The sequence below is a fragment of the Nostoc sp. CENA543 genome, from assembly GCF_002896875.1.
GTDB lineage: Bacteria > Cyanobacteriota > Cyanobacteriia > Cyanobacteriales > Nostocaceae > Trichormus.
The window spans coordinates 196,767-217,199 of sequence record NZ_CP023278.1; the positions used below are offsets into that span (position 1 = coordinate 196,767).

Sequence of the window (20,433 nt, forward strand, 5' to 3'; positions counted from 1 at the left end):
TTAATATTTAATCTCCATATTCTTCAAGCTCCGCTAACTTTTGATTAAGTAGTATAGCCAACTCATCTTCATTGAGACTGTCATAAGGATTTAAAATTTCACTATAGTCATTTGGGGTCATCTCAAAATTAATAGAATCTGCTAACAATTCTTTCTGTAAATAAATATTGAGACTTGCAATATTAGGATAATCAAAGATTATAGATGTAGGTAAAGTGCAAGCTAAATTACTTTCTAACCTATTTTTAAATTCTAGTACCATTAACGAGTTTAAACCCAACTCTAAAAATGAGGTGTGGTGAGGAATCACACTACTAGCAGATAATCCAGTAACTTCGCGTAAAATTTGCTCAAGTCCTTGCGATAATTTTTCTGATCGCTCATCTATAGGTACAGATTTTAATCGTTCTAACAATTTTGCCTCTTTGCTATCTGCTTTAGTTGTAATTACTTCAGCAAAGAATGGTTGATTAATGTTGAAAGCTTGATTAAAAGTAGACCAATCAATATCAAGAATAATTCCTTGTTCAACGTCGCTGACAATTAAGTCACTGAGATATTTGATAGCGGTATCAGCAGACATACTTTGAATACCCCAATTAGCAAAACGTTGTTTTTCAATTTCATTTCCTGTATCCCATGCGCCCCAATTGATACTAATACCTGGTAATCCTAAACTTTGTCGTTGCTGCATTAAAGCATCCATAAAAGCATTAGCAGCAGCGTAACTACTTTGTCCCGGTGAACCGAGAATGACAGCAGCAGAAGAAAAGGCTATGAAAAAGTCTAAAGATAGATTGCGGGTGTAGCGGTCTAATAATAAAGTACCTTCCACTTTGGGACGCATAACATTTTGATATTTTTCCCAATTTTGATTAGTTAAAAGCCCATCATCAAGGACAGCAGCTGCGTGAATGACTCCGCGTAAGGGGGGTAAATCTGCGCCAAAACGGGAAAATAGCTGTTCCGTATCTGCGACTGAGGTAATATCAGCCTTGACAATTGTAATCTGTGTACCATTCTTAGTTAATGAGGCGATCGCTTCTGGTCGAGATTTGACATAGCGACTACACAAAACTAAATGACTAGCTCCCATTTGTGATAACCACTGAGCCATGAGCAAGCCAAGTTTACCCAAACCACCTGTAATTAAATAAGCTGCTTCTTTACTAACTAATTGTTGTTTTTGGGCTACGGGAATTGTTGCAGATACTAACCTTGCTCCATAACGATTTCCTTGGCGTAAAGCTAGGCGTGACTCATCGGTTGTAGCGTGAAATTCGTTGAACAAAAATTCAGCTTCATGAGATTCTACAATTGCTGGTAAATCTAAACATACACAACGAAGTTGCGGATATTCATGATTGATTACTGCTCCTAATCCCCAAAGCGGAGATTGTTCAGGTTGCAAATTAGTTTCAGCTAGCACTTTATTTGCACCGCGAGTTACTAACCATAAATCAGGTAATTTTTTCCTATTACTAGTAATAGTTTGAATTAAATTCAATACAGCATTACAACTGTTGTAAACTGTATCTGCACTTGCTTCAACAGGCATGGTTTCCCAAGCAAAAATCACACCCGTTGGAAATTCACCCGATGGATATGCTTCTTGATATAAACGTTGAAAATCAGATTTTTGAGATGGATTGATGACAAAACTTTCTGGAGAATAGCATTTATAATCATCACCAAGTTCTACAGTAATAACTCTTTCTCCAGCTTTTTGTAATAAATCAATCGACTGCTGCAACGCTGTGCTAGGACGTACAAACACTAACCAAGAATTTCGGTATTGTCCTGTAATCTTTGGAACTGCATCAAGCCTTTGCCATTGAATTTGATAAAAACAATTGTTTTCAGTTTCTTGCCATAAACGTTGTAAAACTGCTGGATTAATCCGTCGTGCTGTTAAGTCTGTAAATCGAGCGCAAAGCTGTTCTTGTTCATCGTAAACCTCCACATCTACGCACATTTCACCATCAGTATTAGATTTAATCTCAATGTGCGCCCAAGCTTGAGTACCAGGATTGCCAAATACTTCTAATGAAGAGAAACCATAAGGTAAATGCAATTCCTGTCCGTGAATTTCTGGGAAAGCCGCACCAATACTCTGTAAACAAGCATCTAACAGCACAGGATGCAGACAATATCGCTGATCTACCAAACTGCGATCGATACCAATCTTAGCCTGAGAACCACTGCTGAAATAACTGAGTTCTTGAATAGCTTGAAAACGCTTACTATAGCTAATTCCCATCTGCTCATAAGACTCATAAAATCTGGCTATATCAACAGATTCCCTTCTTCCCTCCTTTGCGTCTTTGCACGGCAGTCGCTTTAAGTCGGGAAACCCGCCCAACGCGCTGCCTTGCCTTTGCGTGAGCTTTTCATATTTCTCATTAACATTAATCTCACCCGTAACATGAAGCACCCAATTATTTTTTGCTGACTCACTACTAAATATCTCAAAACTATAGCCAGACGAGTTTTTAGACTTAAAAATAATTTGCAATTTAGTTTGAGATTGAGATAAAACTAACCCCTGATGAATAGAAACATTTTGAATAATCGCCAAATCATCAGTAAATATTTGCCGACTAGCTACTAAAATCGCTTCAATAAAACCCGTAGCCGGAAACAAGATTTTGTCAAATACCTTGTGTCCTTCCAGATAATCTGGATACTCAGAACTTATCTCTCCCTCAACAACAATTTCTCCCGTAGCTAGTTTTTTCACCTCATGAATAAAAGGATGTAGCTTAGTTTTAATATCACTTACAGAAAATTGTGAATTAGATAGCCAATAACGTTCTCTTTGAAACGGATAAGTAGGTAAATCGATCCGCTTTCCTTGCTTAAATACCTCTGTCCATTCTATGGAATAGCCATTAACAAAAAGTGTCGCCAAACTTCTGTAAATCTGTGCCTGTTCATCTTGTCCAGGTACAATGCTGGGTAGCCATAATATTTCTTGGCTCTGATAAGTTAGCCGCGCCATACCTAATAATACAGGCTTTGAACCTAACTCCAAAAAATGACGATAACCACTATCAATTAAAAACTTAAATCCTTGACCAAAATGTACAGTATTGCGAAGATGGCGCAGCCAATAATCAGGAGTAGTAATTTCCTGACCAATTGGTTTACCTGTGACATTACTAATAATATTCAGACTTGGTTTATGGAAAGAAACTTGCTGTAAAACCTTGGCGAAGTCATCAAGTATCGGCTCCATTAAAGGAGAATGAAAAGCATGAGAAACTGCTAAACGTCTAGTTTTATAACCTTGCTCTATAAAAGTTTGCTCTAGTTGTTCAACAATTTCACGCAAGCCAGAAATTACATTAATTGCACCATTATCTGCGGCAATATTTACTTGATTGCCATAGGGAGTCAGATGAGAGGCTACTGTTTGATAATCAGCATAAATTGCTGCCATTGCTCCATTATGCGGTAGTTCTCCCATCAGGCGACCGCGTTGAACAACTAATTGCAAAGCATCTTCTAAAGAAAAGACTCCTGCTAAACAAGCGGCGACATATTCACCAATGCTGTGTCCTAAAAGTGCAGCAGGTTGTATTCCCCAAGATTGCCATAATTTGGCAAGTGCGTATTCCAGTGAAAACAGGGCTGGTTGTGTAATTTGAGTCTGTTCTAGCTGTTCGCTCTTTGCCAAGTTAAAAATTAAATCTAAGAGCGACTCTTCTAAAATAGGTTGCAGGATTTGGTCACAAAGATCCAGAGTATTTTTAAAGACGGGTTCTTGGTTGTAAAGAGTTTGTCCCATCCCTGAATATTGAGAACCTTGTCCTGAAAATAAGAAAACTACCTTTGTTTGAGTTTCTGATGTAATCGGAGTAATTAAATTATCAGAATCTTCACCTTTTTGGAAATCAGCGAGTGCTTTTTCGGCTGTAGTATTTGAGTCAGCTAAAACACATAATCGCTGCCGGAAAATAGCCCTGCCTGTACTGGCAGTAAAACAAGCATCTGCTAAACTAATAGACTCATTTAAAGCGTATTGATAATTTTTGGCTAATTCTTTGAGAGATTTTGTAGAACGAGCCGAGAGCGGTAGGAGGTACAACTTTTTCTCAGATGCTTGTGGAGAATTAGATGCAATTTCTCCAACAATAATATGAGCATTAGTCCCACTAAATCCAAAAGAACTTACTCCGGCAATGCGTTCTCTTTGGCTAGGATGCCAGTTTTTTCCATGTACTGGAACTTCAAAAATTTGAGAACTCCAATCAAAACGGGGATTGGGTTTTTCAAAGTGAAGATGGGGAGGAATTTTATGATGTTGTAGGGCTAAAACAGTTTTAATTAACCCAGCAATTCCGGCTGCTCCTTCTAAGTGTCCTAAATTAGTTTTGACAGAACCAATAATTAAAGGTCGATTTTGGGGACGTTGGCTAAATACCGCAGCCATACTTTCTAATTCAATCGGATCGCCTAAAGCTGTTCCAGTACCATGAGCTTCGATAAAATCTATTTGCTCTGGTTTGAGTTTCGCTGCCTTGAGTGCTTGATGTAATAATTTTTCTTGAGCATCACCATTGGGTACAGTCAAACCACTACTTGGGCCATCGTGATTCACAGCTGTACTGTGGACTTTAGCTAAAATGCGATCGCCATTTTTAACGGCTTGACTCAACCGCTTGAGAACAATCATCCCGCAACCTTCGCCCCGCACCATCCCATTAGCACTCGCATCAAATGTCTTGCAACGTCCATCAGGTGCCAGCATATGGGCGCGACTTTCAATTAAGGAAATTACCGGAGTTAAAATTATATTCACACCACCGGCTAAGGCAATGTCACACTCACCATTCCGTAGGGCATTGCAAGCCAAATGTACTGCTACTAAAGAAGAAGAACAAGCAGTATCAACTGTCATTGATGGCCCTTGCAAGCCCAGTACATACGAAAGACGACCTGCTGCTACGCTTACAGAAGTGCCAGAACCGGTATAGGCGTTGATTGCTTCTGGCGCGTAACTCAACTGGGCATAGTCTTGAGTCATCGCCCCCACAAAAACCCCGGTTTGAGTGTTGCGTAACTGTTGGGGGTTTTGTCCAGCAGATTCTAAGGCTTGCCAAGTTGTTTCTAATAGTAAGCGTTGCTGAGGATCGATGGCGACAGCTTCGCGGGGGACAATGCCAAAGAATTCGGCATCAAATTGATCTATTTGCTCTAGAAATGCTCCGTAAGGAGAATAGATTTTTCCTGGTGTATCTGGATCGGGATGATACCATGCTTGCATATCCCAGCGATCGCTCGGAACTTCTCTGACGGCATCTTTCCCTTGTTCTAGCAGTTGCCAGAATGATTCCAAATCATTCGCACCGCCAGGAAATCGGCAAGCCATCCCGACAATCACAATTGGATCTTCTTCTGGGTGTGGTTTTTCTGGGGGAGATTTTTCAATTTGGATTTGGGGGATTTCTTGTATTATTTTTTGTGCAGGATTCTGCACCTCGGAGCTAATTAAAATTTCCCGCAATAAATAATCGGCTAAAGTGTCCACATTGGGAAAACGAAAAGCAATTGTTGTGGGGAGAGAGCAGTTAAAATCTGTTTGTAAAAGGTTGCGAAGTTCTGTAGAAGTGAGAGAATCCATCCCCATATCAAAAAAGCCTTGTTGGGGAGATACTTCATCAGTTGATAGTCCTAAAACAGTGGCAACTCGTAAACTAATTTGGCGGATAAGTAAATCACGACGCTGTTTTACAGGTATGGTTTGCCACTGTTCTAAAAGATTAGATACAGCTTGAGATTTAGGTTTGATTTGGGGTAAGAAGTTTTGATAAAAGCTTTGATTAATGTATGGGAAACGTTGCCAATCAATGGCAATTACACCAGCACGCACAATCTGATGAAACAGAATTTTTTCTAGAGTATTGAGTGCTAAATCAGGTGCGATCGCATCATAACCTTTAGCGGCTAATCTTTCTAAAACGTTGCGATCGACTGCTGCACCAATTTCACTCCACGGCCCCCAGTTGATGACTGTAGCTGGTAAATTATGTGCATGACGATAGTAGGCAAAGGCATCTTCAAAGGCATTCGCAGCCGCAGCATTAGCTTGTCCTGCCGAGCCAATGAGCGACACAGCCGAAGTATAACAAACAAAGAAATCTAAGCGATCGCTCAGGGTTAGTTGATGCAGAAGCCAAGTTCCTTTTACCTTGGGCGCGAGAACATGGTTGAAACGTTCTGGTGTCAGTCGTAGTAATGTTGTATCGTCTAAAGTGCCGGCGATGTGGAAAATTCCCCGCACTGGATATTGCGATCGGCATTCTTCTAGTAAGGTGTGCAGTTTCTCTCCATCTGTGACATCAACATCTTTAATTTGGATGTCTGCGTTACTGGATTGCAGACTTGCTAGAATTTCAGGACTGAGAGCTGCTGCACCACTGCGACTGCATAATACTAAATGACGCGCGCCACGTTCTATCATCCATCGTGCAGTGGCTAAACCTAACCCACCTGTACCACCAGAAATTAGATAAAAGCCATCTTGGTGGAAATTAATGTTTCTGTCTGCTAATTTGCGCTCTACCAAACGGGGACAGAAACGTTGTTCATCGCGCAAAGCGACGCGGGTTTCTTGGGTGTTGTGGTAGATTTCTCTAAATAATTTTTCTCCTAAATCTTGTGGATGAGGATCTAAATCAATCGCTCTAAAATTGAGTTCGGGATGTTCTAAAACTAAGCTTAAAGCGATTCCTAATAAGGAAGATTGTGCTGGAGAAGTTAAGGTTGTGATTTCTTTAGCAGGGACAGCACCTTGAGTTACAAGAATGAGGGCGGGGGGATTTTCTTGTTGTAATAATGCCTGAAGTAAAAATAGAAAACGTCTACAATGAATTTCTACTGTTTGATAAATTTCGCCTGCTATTTCTTGTAATGGCCAGAGGTAGATAATTTCACGCGTTTCCGGTGTTATCAGGTTTTGTAATAGTGATAGATAATCGTCGGGGTTATCGGGGTTAATGTCTTGAGGGGAAATGAGGGAACAAGTAATTCCTCGCTGTTGGAATGGGGTGATTAAGGTTTGGGCAATTCCTTTGGTGTCAGCAAAGATTATTTCGCGCAAAGACGCAGCGAAAAGTCGGAGCGGAGGTTCCCTCCGATCTGAACTTTTCAAGACAGAGGCGCAGAGGGGAGAAAGGTTATTTTTAGCGATGATAACGCTTTGTTGTAATAGATTGTGTGTCTCTGGGTTAGTTGGTTCGATGATGTTAATGTCAGTAAATTGATACTTGGCGAGTAGGTTTTGCCAATGTTTTGTATCTACTAATGGATAACCATTGCGGAGTGGATCTTGACTGCATAACCACCATCCTTCTGTTAACCCAAAGGTTAAATCTACCCAACGACGCGCGCCGGTACTTTCTAATAGTATGAGTAGAGCATTAGGAGCTAGTAAAGAACGGACGTTATTTAGTGTTTCGTTAATATCGGCTGTGGCATGAAGGACGTTAGCAGCGATAATAATATCAAAATAACCAGGAAGAAATCCTTGAGTAATGGGATTTTTTTCTATATCTAAAGTTTGATATTTAATGAATGGATAATTACTGAAATTTTCTTTGGCTCTAGTTAAAAAGCTAGAAGAAATATCAGTAAATGTGTATTCAATTTGCTCTGGAGGTAAGTTTGGTAAGATGGCGGTGGTACTTGAACCTGTTCCACCTCCAATTTCAAGGATGCGTAACTGTCGATTTGTTGGTAAATTTGCTAATGCAATTTTAATTGTGGCTGCGACTAGTTCATTCATCAACTTAGCACCAGCCGCATCAGAATAGACAGATGCGATCGCATTCAAATCGCCTTGGGGAAATAGTAATTCCAATGGCTCAGTTTGGCAACGCATCACCGCAGCTAAAGCTGAACCACAACGTTCTATCAAATTAATTTCTGCAAGGTAATCGGGATACTCACTACGTAGTTTTTTAACTTGTAATTGAGATGAATATGTAACAGGTTCTTTTGCTAATAACCATCCATCTTTCTGCTGAGTAACTATTCCTTCTTCAGCTAGAATTGCTAAACACCGCGATAATAAAGGACGATAAAATTCAACTACTCCACCTTGAGCGGCAATATGTTCTTCTTGATAAGTTTTACCTAATTGGGGTTGCCAGTTAAGCTCTTTTAAACCTTCCCATACATAACTTACGCTTAAAGTTTCCATTTCTGCAAGCAAGCGTTCGTATTGGCGCAATTTTTCAGCTAATTGCTGTTCTAATTGCTGTGGTTTAACTTGAGCTTTAATGGCATCGGGATTTAGTAAATAATCTCTACCATCAGGTAATAATGGTGCTAAAGTAATCCACTCTTCTATGTAAGATTGTGGTTGTATTTCACGGCGGATAATTTCTTGACGTTGAATAGCTTTCAGTTCAAATCCTGTAATGGCTACGAGTAACTCACCTTGTTCTGAATAAATATCAATATCAGAGATAATATAGTTATCATAATTGTTAGTTAGTCGAGCTACACTGATGACGCTATTGCCTGGAGACTTGAAGAATTGAAATTTAGCAATTCGGACTGGGACATAAGTTACAGATGATTCTTGCTGAAATAAAATCGCAGCGATCGCCTGAAAACAAGCATCCAATATCACCGGATGGAAATAATATTTTTCTGCTTCTAAATACTGAATATCTGTTAACTCGATTTGAGCAAATGCAGTATTTTTACCACGTTGAAGCTGATTGATTATCTGGAAGCTAATGCCGTAATTGACTCCCGATTTTTGATATCTTTCATAAAATGAATTAATCTCAACCTGCTCTGGACAATTAGCTGCTATTTGTTCTAGATTATGATAATTTGCATCTAATGATTTTAATTGATCAATTTTTCCAGTAACCAGTACATCCCAGTTATTGTTACTTTGTTGATAGATTTGAAAATTATTTTTGTCAATAATTAACTGCAAGGTATCTTCTTTTTCTTGCAGCAATAATGCCTTTTGAAAATCGATATCTTCTAAAATTACAGGACTTGCTGTAGCAGCTAACGCCATTTCAATAAAAGCTGCGCCGGGAAATATCGGTTTACCAAAAACTTGATGTTCGGCTAAAAATGCTGGATTGTGCTGACTAATACTCGCTCGATATTGAATAGAAGATAGGGGAGAGGGGAAGCGATCGCCAAGTAAAGGATGACCAGAGCGATTATGATGAGATTTAGTAGCAGAGTCTACCCAGTAGCGTTTGCGGATAAACGGAGAATTGGGTAAGCTAATTTTTTGTCCAGGGTGAGAGCGATGAAATTCTTGCCAATTAATATTTACTCCTCGGACATATAATTCGGCTATAACTCTTGAGATTTGTTGAGAATTACTACCATCTTTAGCTAAACTAAATAAATTCAGGATTTCATTTGCTGTTAAATTACTATCTTCAAGATTATTGATGGGCTGATTGCCAATTTCTAGAAATATTTGATAGCCCATCTGCTGCAAAGTAACAATCCCTTTAGCAACATTGTCTGATTGATGTAACTGTTGCACCCAATAAGCGGCTGTTTTGATGGAACTATTCGCAACTTCACCATGATTAGTAATGAAGGTGAGTTGGGGATTGCTATAAATAACTTCTTCAGCTACCTTTTGAAAAGCGGAAAATTTACTTTCTCCATTCGCTTCGCTCAATAAATAAGCGCGAGTTGCAACCAACTTAACTGCATCTTCAATTGCAAATACTCCAGCTTGTTGAGCAGCTAGATATTCGCCAAATCCAGAACCTAAAACCGCAGAAGGGCAAATACCCCAAGATTTCCAGAGTTCACAAAGAGCATATTGCAGTGTAAATAATGCTGGTTGAACATATAAGGTATTTTTTATATCTTGCTGATTATCAATTAACTCTTTTATAGAAAAATTTAAATAATTTTGAAATAGGCGATCGCAGCGAATCAAAGCATCATGAAAAACAGGCTCATTTACAAAAAACTCTTTCCATATTCCCGCAAATATCGCTGTTGCCTCATTGCAAACAAAAGCAATTTTAGTATTTGCTTTTACCTCACCATAAATAATATTAGTTTCTTGCTGATTACCACTGGCAAAAGACCGTAGTTGTTGCTGTAAATCGGTAGTGTTGGAAACTAATAAAGATAATCGCTGTTTATGGTGAAAACGACCTGTATTGAGGGAAAAAGCAATATCAGTTAAATTAACTTCCGGTTTTTGGTCGATATAATCAACGAAGTTAGCAGCCAATAAACGCAAACGTTCTTCATCTTTAGCAGACAGAGTAACTAGTACAGGAAATTTATTTGGAGTTGGGGCTTGTACTTGCGGAGGTTCGCTTAATATTGCATGAGCATTAGTTCCCGATGCTCCAAAAGAACTGACTCCGGCGGCTTTTATCTTGCCATTACCTTGAGTCCAAGGACGAGTTTTTGTTACTACATGGAGAGGTAAGCTATCCCAATTAATGTGAGGGTTTGGTTTTTGCAAATTGAGATGAGCCGGAATTTCGCCATGATAAATAGATAATATCGTCTTGATTAAGCCAGAAATTCCCGCCGCCGCCGCTAGATGACCAAGATTTGTTTTAACAGAACCGACTAACAAAGGTTGGGATGAAGAACGATTAACACACAAAGCATCCGCGATCGCTTTAATTTCAATCGGATCTCCCAAAGATGTACCAGTACCGTGAGCTTCAATATAATCAATGACATCGGCACTTAAACGAGCGTCAGCTAGAGCCTCACGAATCAATTCTGTCTGCATCGGCCCATTCGGAACAGTAAAGCCGCCACTTGCACCATCGTTATTAACAGCTGTTCCCCGAATTAACGCCCAAATGCGATCGCCATCTGCTAAGGCTTCACTCAACCTTTTTAAAACGACAACTCCGCAACCTTCACCAATTCCAAACCCATCAGCACTTGCGTCAAAGGTTTTGCACCTACCGTCAGCCGCTAACATCTGATTTCTGCACAAGGCGATGGGTACTTCCGGCGTGAGAATCAGATTCACTCCCCCTACTAACGCTTGGCGACATTCCTGGGCGCGCAAAGAACGGCAAGCTAAATGCACAGCTACCAAAGAAGAAGAACAAGCCGTATCTACAGCCAAGCTAGGGCCATTAAGATTCAAAAGATAAGAAATACGCCCAGCAGCAGCATTTATATGGTTGCCAGAGATATGATAGGCACCAATGGTGCTGTAATCTCCGCCTGGTGCAATCAGACGAGCATAATCATTGTTGGTGATGCCGATAAAAACACCTGTTTTGCCGATTCTGGCAGTAGGCGCAGCCATCCCCGCATCTTCTAACGCCTCATAGCCCACTTCTAACAGTAACCTTTGCTGGGGATCGATATGCAAAGCTTCTCTCGGTGCAATCCCGAAAAACTGCGCGTCAAACATCGACACATCATCGAGAAAACCGCCTTGAGATACATAGATTTTGCCGGGTTTACTACGGTCTGAATCATAAAAATCAGACATATTCCAGCGATCGCTAGGTACATCTGTGAGCGTATTACCACCAGCCTTGAGAAAAGACCAAAAAGCTTCAGGAGTGGAAATATTTTGACCAAAACGACAACCCAAACCCACAACTGCGATCGGTTCGCTTTGTTGGGCTTCTACAGCCTTTAATCTCTCCTTCGCCTCATTTAGTGCCTTAAACACCCTAGCTTGGACAGACTTATCGTTACTTGATATCTCCAACTCCATCTTTTCTCCTTCCTCTGCGCCTCTATGTGAGCCAAAAAATCAAGAATTACCCAAAAAAGCCTCCAAATCTGCAAGCTCTTGTAAAACTAAATCCTCATTCACCTCCTCCTCCATAGGAACAACATTCAGAGATTGATGAGAAGTATGTAAAGGGATGCTCCCTTGCCTCTCATTAACCTGCCAACCAAACACCTGTTCCACCAAATAATCAACTAATCTTCTAATATTAGGGAAATCAAATATCAAAGAAGCCGGTAAAGCCACTTCCAATCCTTTCTCTAAACGATTTTTCAATTCAATCGAAAGTAAAGAATCAATCCCCATTTCTAAAAACCCTTTTTCGGGGTCTGGTATCTGTTTATTTCCTAAAATTTTCGCTACTTGTTCTCCAATATATGCAAACAAATGTTCCCGACGTTCTCCTGGAGGAATTTCTTCTAGCAAATGACGTGTAGAGTTTGACTGTGGAATTTCCTTGGCTGAAGTTTGATATTCTCCTAATTTCTCAAATATTGGTTTAGTGCCTTTAGATTGATAAATATTTTTGAATCGCGCCCAATCTACATCAGCTAGTAAAACTTGGGTTTTTCCAGATACCATAATAGCATTCATAGCTGCAAAAGCTTTATGCAAGGGAATTTCTTTAATCCCAATTTGTTTTAGCCAATCTTCATATTCTTGAGAAACTATGCCATTGCCAGCTAATAATGCCCAATTCAAACTAGTAGCTGTTAATCCTTGGAGATGACGTAAATTAGCTAAAACATCCATAAAATGATTAGCAGCATCATATAAACCTTGCTCTTTAGCTCCCCAAATTGCACCTGCGGAAGAGAACAATACAAAGTAGTCTAATTGAGTTGCTAAAGATAACTGATGCAAATTCCAAGAACCGCGAACTTTAGCATGAAAAACTTCGGCGATATCATCTAATGTACATTCGCTTAATTGAGCTTTGCGTCCTGATACTCCAGCAAGATGGAAAATCCCCCGAAGCGGATAAGATGTTTGCTGAATCTTGGTAAAGATACGAGACATCTGCTCAAAATCTCCCACATCTGCTGGACAAACTTCTACAGATACTCCCTTTTGTTCTAAAGTTTTGAGATGTTGAATTATTTCCTTAAATTCTGGTGATGAATCCCACTCAGAACGCGGCGGAAATTGACGACGTGTAGTCAAAATGAGGTGTTCTGCACCCAAATCAACCAGATGGCGAGCAAGTTGCAATCCTAGATGACCTATACCCCCTGTAATCAAATAGGTGGCTTGAGCTTGGATAGTGACTGGTTTTGTAGGTAGAGATTCCAGTGGGGAAAGACGCGCCACGTAGGCTTGACCTTTGCGGAACATCAGATGATCTTCTGTAGCTGAGTTTGTCAGTCCTAGCAGTAAAGCATCAAGATTTTGAGCAATATCGGCGTGGGGGTCGAGGTCTATCATTCCCCCCCATAGTTCTGGTTCTTCTAACGCCATCACGCGTCCCAACGCCCACAGGGGAGACTGAGTCACAAAAGATAGTTGCTCTAATCCAAAGGGTTGACCGCCTTGGGTAACGAGGAATAATTTGGGAGGATGAGGTATTTTTTTAATCGCCTGGAGAAGATTTAAAAGATGGTGAGAGCGATCGCATAAAGTAGACTCATATTGCTCACTCTCACCACTACTGACTAGATAAATAATCCCACGCAAAGATGTAGATGCAGCCAGCGATGCTTCTAATTCTGAGCTAATTCTGGAATTAGCGATCGCACAATATCCACAATCTTTGCTTAGTTGCTCTTGAATTGCTAAAGCTAGATGATCTGCCTCATTATCAGTAAAAATTAGCCAATTACCCAAAATATTGCTGTTTTCCTGGGCATTTTGGGCAATAATAATACTTTGCTGAAATAAAGGACTACCAATTTTTTCGTCAGGAGAAATAAATTCAGCTTCAGCAAAACCAGATTCTCGGAGGATAGATTGCCAAGTAGATGCTGCAATAATAGGATGATCTGGACGTAAATTGCTCTCGCTAAAACGCCACCAACCTTGAGTCACACCAAATATCAAATCAATCCACCGGGACTGATGAGTCAGTTCTAGGAGTAATAAGTGTCCCCCAGGACGCAGCAAACCTCGAATATGAGGTAAGGTTTCCCCTTGTAAATCTCGCGTAGAATGCAATACATTTGCCGCAATAATTAGATCATAAGAGTTCGGTGAAAACCCTTGAATTTTAGGGTCTTTTTCTATGTCTAAAACTTTGTATTCTATGAAGGGATGAGCAAAGGTATCTTTGGCAGTCTCAAGAAAGTATGGTGAGATATCAGTAAATGTATAGCTAATTTGATGAGAAGCACAAGCTTGGAGAATTTGATGGGTAGTAGCTCCAGTTCCCGCACCAATTTCTAAAATTCTGATTGGCTCTAATGCAGAGTAATTAGATAATAAAAGTTCTACTGTTTTAGAAATACCAAGATGGAGAACTTTTGCCCAAGATGTGTTTTTATAAAATTCTGCTGCTCCAATTTGACCATCTTGAGAAAATAAGATGGATAAAGGAGAAATTTTGCCTGTAAATATGTCTGCAAGATTAGCCGCAACTCGCTTAAAAAGTGTTAATTCTATAGCAGCATTTGGATACTTAAATATCAAATCATCTAATGTTAAATCAGGACGTTCTTGTTGCGGTTCACTGATGATTTTCCAGTCCGCACCCTGCTTTTCGATAATGCCTGTTTGTGCCAATATTTTTAAGCAATGCTGCCATAGCAATCTATACTCTTCTTTAATTCCAGCCTTAATTAAACTGTCTTCTGGAGAGAGGATAGTATTTATTTGCCATAATCCCAAATCTTTTAAAGCTTGCACAATGAAGTCAGCACTTAGTTCTTCCATATAGGAAAAAGCTAACGCAACTCCTGAAAATTGTGCGGATTTTATTGGCTCTGACAAATAAGAGTCTAAATTCGTTTGAATTGTTGCTAAATTCTCTACTTTACTAGCTAATAAAGTCCGAGGTAGCCATTCTAATTGATAAAGTAAGTTATCAAAATCAGAATTATCTGTATCTTGATGATGTAGCTGAATTAATTGTTGAACAATTACCGATAAAGTTTGTTTTTCACTTTCCGAATAATTCCCAGTTTCTACTAGAGTTTGGATTAAATTTTTTGTATCTTTTTGAGACAACATCTGAACCACAGCAGATTCCCTGGAAGTTGGGAATTGAGTTTTTAAGGGAATCCAATGTTGACGTTGCTGGAAGGGATAAGTAGGTAAAGCGCATCTTTTAGGTTGGTAATCTTTTTCTAGACTAAACCAATCTATATCTGCACCGCGCACATAAAGTTTACCTAGACTTTCTAGTAGAACTTCCCAGTCGGAAAATCCTGAGCGTAAACTCGGTAATATCAGAGGGTTAGATAATGATATCGATGATTGAATAATGCCTAAAAGAACAGGTTTGGGGCCGATTTCGATAAAAGTATCACATCCTAGAGCTTGGAGAGACAAAACTCCTTGGTAAAATTGCACGGGATGCAGCAAATGTTGAATCCAATAATCAGGAGTTACAATGCTCTCATCTGCAATTTCTCCTGTTAAGTTGGAAATAATCGGAATTTGAGGTTTGGCAAAATCAATCTCTTGCAGGGTATTTCTAAATTCTGTGCATACGGGTGCTATGAGTGGTGAATGAAAAGCATGAGAAACCTTTAATTGACGAACTTTCACGCCAGCGTTAGTAAAGTGTTCACAAAGGTGTTGAATGATTGTTTGTTCGCCAGAAATGACTGTATGTTGTTCTGCATTGATGGCTGCGATCGCCACTTTTATCCCTTGATTTTTACATAATTGCCGCACAGATTTTTCATCTAAGAAAACGGCAGCCATTGCTCCCTCATCTGCGGGTAATTCGCCAATTAAATTGGCTCGTTGTACGACCAGTTTCAAACCACTTTCAATATCAAAAACTCCGGCAAAACAAGCAGCAGCATATTCACCCAAACTATGCCCTAAAACAGCAGTCGGCTGAATACCCCAAGAACGCCATAATTGAGCCAGTGCTACTTCAATCACAAATAAAGCTGGTTGAGTATAAGATGTATGATTTAAATCTAGATCAGAATTAGCAAAGATGACTTGTAGTAAAGATTGACCAGTTAGTTCTTGATATATCGTTTCACATCGGTCTAAAGTTTGCCGGAAAGTCGGTTGGGTTTGATAAAGTTGATGAGCCATTCCCGGATATTGAGAACCTTGTCCCGTGAACAAAAAGGCAATTTTGGGAGGCTGCTTTTCATCAACTTGCGCGTGAATTACTGACTCTAGATTTTGTTGTCTAAACTGATGTAATTTACTGACAAAATCATTAACTTCAGAACCAGTCACCGCCAAACGATTCTGAAAATGAACTCGGCTAGTATTGGCTGTGAATACTACATCGCAGATATCGCTTTCGGGATGGTTTTCCAGAAATTCTGCATAGCTTTTTGCTAAATCTATTAAAGCCTGTTCTGTTCTGGCAGCAAGTGTGAGTAAATGGTGAGGACGCTTGATGTCGTTAGGTTGGGGAATCATGGCGGGTGCTTCTTCTAATACCACATGGGCATTCACACCACCAATTCCTAATGAGTTAACCCCCGCACGTCGAGGCAATTGTTTGCCATCTTGTTGCTTTGTAGTCCAGGGTACGGCTGCGGTATTGATATAAAAAGGAGTTTTGGAAAAATCAATCTGGGGGTTAGGAGTATTGAAGTGTAGAGTCGGGGGAATAATTTGATGTTTGAGAGCTAAAGCCGCTTTCATTAGACCCACGATACCAGAAGCAATTTGCATATGTCCGATATTGGTCTTGACCGATCCTAAAGCGCACTCTCCTTGGTTTGCAGTGCTATATGCCCTAGCCAAAGCATCGATTTCAATGGGGTCTCCGAGTTTCGTACCTGTACCATGAGCTTCCACAAAGCCAATAGTATCAGGTTCGACTCCGGCAAAGGCTAGTGCTTCGGCTGCAACTGAAGTTTGACCTTCTCCTCCAGGTGCTGCAAATCCTAGTTTTGTCCCACCATCGTTATTAATTGCAGAACCCTTAATCACAGCGTAGATATGATCGTTATCTGCTAGAGCATCTTTTAATCTCTTCAGCAGCACAACCCCAACCCCACTGCCAAAAATCGTCCCATTCGCTTGGGCATCAAAGGCGCGACAATGGCCATCGGGAGATACAATCAAACCTTCTTGATACAAATAACCTATCTTTTGGGGGGAGTTGATAGAAGCAGCTCCAGCCAAAGCCATGTCACTTTCACCATTGAGTAAACTTTGACAGGCTAGATGTACCACTACTAGTCCGGTGGAACAGGCTGTCTGGACATTGACACTAGGGCCACGCAGATTCAATTTATAGGAAATTCGCGTAGTCAAATAGTCTTTGTCGTTAGCCACCATCGTTTGAAACCCTCCCATCGAATCTAATGTGAAGGGTTGCAACTCATCATTGCTATCTAATTGGCCGCGATTTGGATAGCAATTATTGATCAAGTAGGTGTTCATACTTGCCCCAGCAAACATCCCAATCGCTCCCTCATAGGAGTTAGGATTATAGCCAGCGTTTTCTAAACACTCCCAGCTACATTGGAGCAGTAAACGTTGCTGTGGGTCGAGTAATTCTGCTTCTCGATCTGTGTAGCCAAAAAATTCACTATCAAAGGATTCTACGTTATCCAGAATCGGTCTAGCTCTAACATAGTTAGGCTGCTGGAAAAGTTGCGGAGAAACTCCCGATTCTAGTAATTCTTCTTCAGAAAAGAAGGATATTGTTTCGACTCCATTCTTGAGATTTTCCCAGAAACTATCTATGTTATTAGCTCCAGGAAATCGCCCTGCCATACCAATAATCGCAATATCATGGGTGTCATGATAGTTACTTGAACGATTTGCGGCGCGTTTACGACTTTTTTCGGCTATAACTTTTGTGGAATTAGATTCTTCAGTGAAGAAATGGGCTAATGTAGCAACTGTAGAATTTTTAAATAGTTCAGTTAGCGGTATCTGGCGACCAAAAAGTTGTTCTAATTCGTTTTGGAGGCGAATTAGATGTAGAGAATTTCCTCCCAATTCAAAGAAGTTATCCTGTAAACCTACTGCGTCAAGTTGTAAAATTTCACACCAAATAGCAGCTATTTGGCGTTCATTTTCGGACTGCGGTAAGCTGGTGTTTTTTTGGCGATCGCTAGCTAAATATTCATTGATTGCTTGGATGCGATCGGCAAATAATCCCTGTTCAAAATCCTTTTTTAATTTAGCTTTTTGAACCTTACCAATAGATGTTTTGGGAATTAATTCAGCCTCCAAAGGGATCACATGAGCAGGGGCAATTCCCACTTTTTGCGTTAAATGGCTACGAATTTGTCTGACTACTTTTACCGCATCTTCAAGACGATTGGATTCTGGACTAAAAGTAATGACTAATAAATCTGTTTCTTTGTTTTGGTCAAAAACTGCAAATGCCGCCGTATAGGAAATAGCTACACCCTCTAATTCTTCTATCGCTGTTTCAATTTCATGGGCAAAGTAGTTAATACCGTTAATAATAATTTCTTGTTTTTCTCTACCAGTTATAACTAATTCACCCTTATATAAATAACCTAAATCTCCAGTAGTAAACCACCCTCCATCTTGAAAAACTTCTTGGTTGAGTTCGGGATTTTGATAATATCCCTCAGTCACAGAAGGGCCTTTAATCTGAAGTCTTCCAACTTCGTTTTCTGGCAAAACATTGTTATCTTGGTCAATAATTCTAATAGTAGCTCCAGGAATCGGGCGACCTAGAGAAACAAAACTATTTTCTTCTATCAGTTCATCTTTGCTTAAACCTGCTGACCAAGTAATTCCAGAACAAGATTCAGTCATCCCGAATGCTGGTTTAATGACTCTATCCCGCAATTGATGTTTTTCTAGAATTTCTAAAAACAAGCGGATAGTTTTGACTGAAACTTGTTCTCCAGCATTAACTAAAAATTTGATTGAGGATAAGTCATAGCAAGATTTGTTAAGTTCTTCAGCTTGCTGATTAATTAAGGAGAATGCAAAATTAGGGGCCCAAGATATAGTAGCTTGATACTTTTGAATCAGGTCTAACCATTTGAGTGGTTGACGTAGAATTAGTTCAATTGGCACATGGATTTGATGACAAGCCAAATCCACAGCCATAATTCCTAAAAATACTATTGCCCCCACATGATCTAAGGGCATCCAATTTAGCGTCACTTCTTGTTGTGTAAAATTATTCATCCGCACTGTACTGGCGGTCATTGATAAGATGTTGCGATGATGCAACATCACACCCTTGGGTAGACCGGTACTACCAGAAGTAAATAGTAATAATGCTGGATCTAGTGGTGCAAGATGAGGTAATTCGTGAGTTGGGGGTTGGTTTAATTGAGCTTGATGACTGCGTAAATCATCTATTGATATTACCCGCAATCCTTTTAGATGAGATTGAGTAGTTAATTTTTCTATTTCGCTAATTAATTCACAATCTGTTAATATAATGGGCTTATCTAAAATCTGCCAGACATTTTCTAGTTTTTTAACGGCGGCATTTTGGATATCATAATTGGGCGCAATACTTAGAGGTGCAGGTATAATCCCACCTAAAAAACAAGCCCAGAGTGCAGGAATAAAATCTTGATTTCTCCCGATTTGTAATATGACTTTATCCCCTAACTTGAGTCCGCGCCGATAAAATTCATCTAAAATAACAAGAGCATCATTATATAAGTTTTTATAAGTCTGAAAATATTCGCTGCCGTCACTTCTAATATATGTAATACCTTGATTGTCATTCTTAGCCGCATCACTCAATACTTTTGGAAGCGTCCGCCAGCTATCTTCTAATTGCCCACCAAAACTAATTGAACTTTTTAACATTCCTTCTCGCTCGGATTCTTGATCTGGTTGGTCATACAAGTTAGTTTCTAGTAGCTTCTTGATTTGAGGAACATTCATATATTTATTTTTGGCAAGTGATTAGGTAAATGCTTAACTCAATATCGTTTCTTACTAACCTTACATCCTATATTTATTATTATTGCTAACTTTAATTCTCTGGGGCTAAAACTAGTCTCTTCTATAAACTAAATAGCTTTTGCATCAAGGGTAGTAGTCATCTAGTTGATTTACGAAAATTAATTGATAACAAAATTTTCGTGTAAATGAAAACAGATGCACATCCTACTAATGCTTTATCCCAAGTCTATAGTATGACTCGTGAAATGAACAATCACATCTTTAAGTTTTTTATAGATGATTATGTATGGCTTCGCCTGTAATCTCTACTATCTATGTAACATTGCCGTTACATAAGTAATATATGTAATCTCATGTTTTTTGATCTTCAAATTTATAATATAGTCCCACTACTAAAGTCAATATGCAATACCAATAAATTCTTTTTAATTAAATGTCTTAACTGTCTAACTTAAATGTCTTAACTTACTTAACTATCCCCAATTACGGTTTAAATATCTTAACTGTCTTCAGTAATTAAAATGTTCACAATTATTGCAGTGAAAATGTGATCATTCCAGTTCTTATTCTTGCAATAATAAGAATAAGCTATAAGATGGTAAAGGGAAAATCAAGCGATCGCTCTTTACCGGAACTGACGGTATTGAGGAAGAGAACCAACTTTGACTTGAAAATAGTTGTGCGACTCACTACTC

General features: G+C 39.5%; 2 protein-coding genes. Both read right to left on the bottom strand.

Going from position 1 to position 20,433, the window contains the following annotated elements; all coding sequences use genetic code 11:
* Positions 1–7: 7 nt before the first annotated feature.
* A complete protein-coding gene (locus tag CLI64_RS00920; RefSeq protein ID WP_192881643.1) occupies positions 8–11,719 on the bottom strand; it encodes a type I polyketide synthase in 11,712 nt (3,903 codons plus the stop codon).
* A gap of 39 nt (positions 11,720–11,758) precedes the next feature.
* Positions 11,759–19,717: a type I polyketide synthase gene (locus CLI64_RS00925; RefSeq protein ID WP_103135479.1), complete on the bottom strand. Its 7,959-nt coding sequence runs from the start codon at positions 19,715–19,717 to the stop codon at positions 11,759–11,761.
* Between the last annotated feature and the right edge of the window lie 716 nt (positions 19,718–20,433).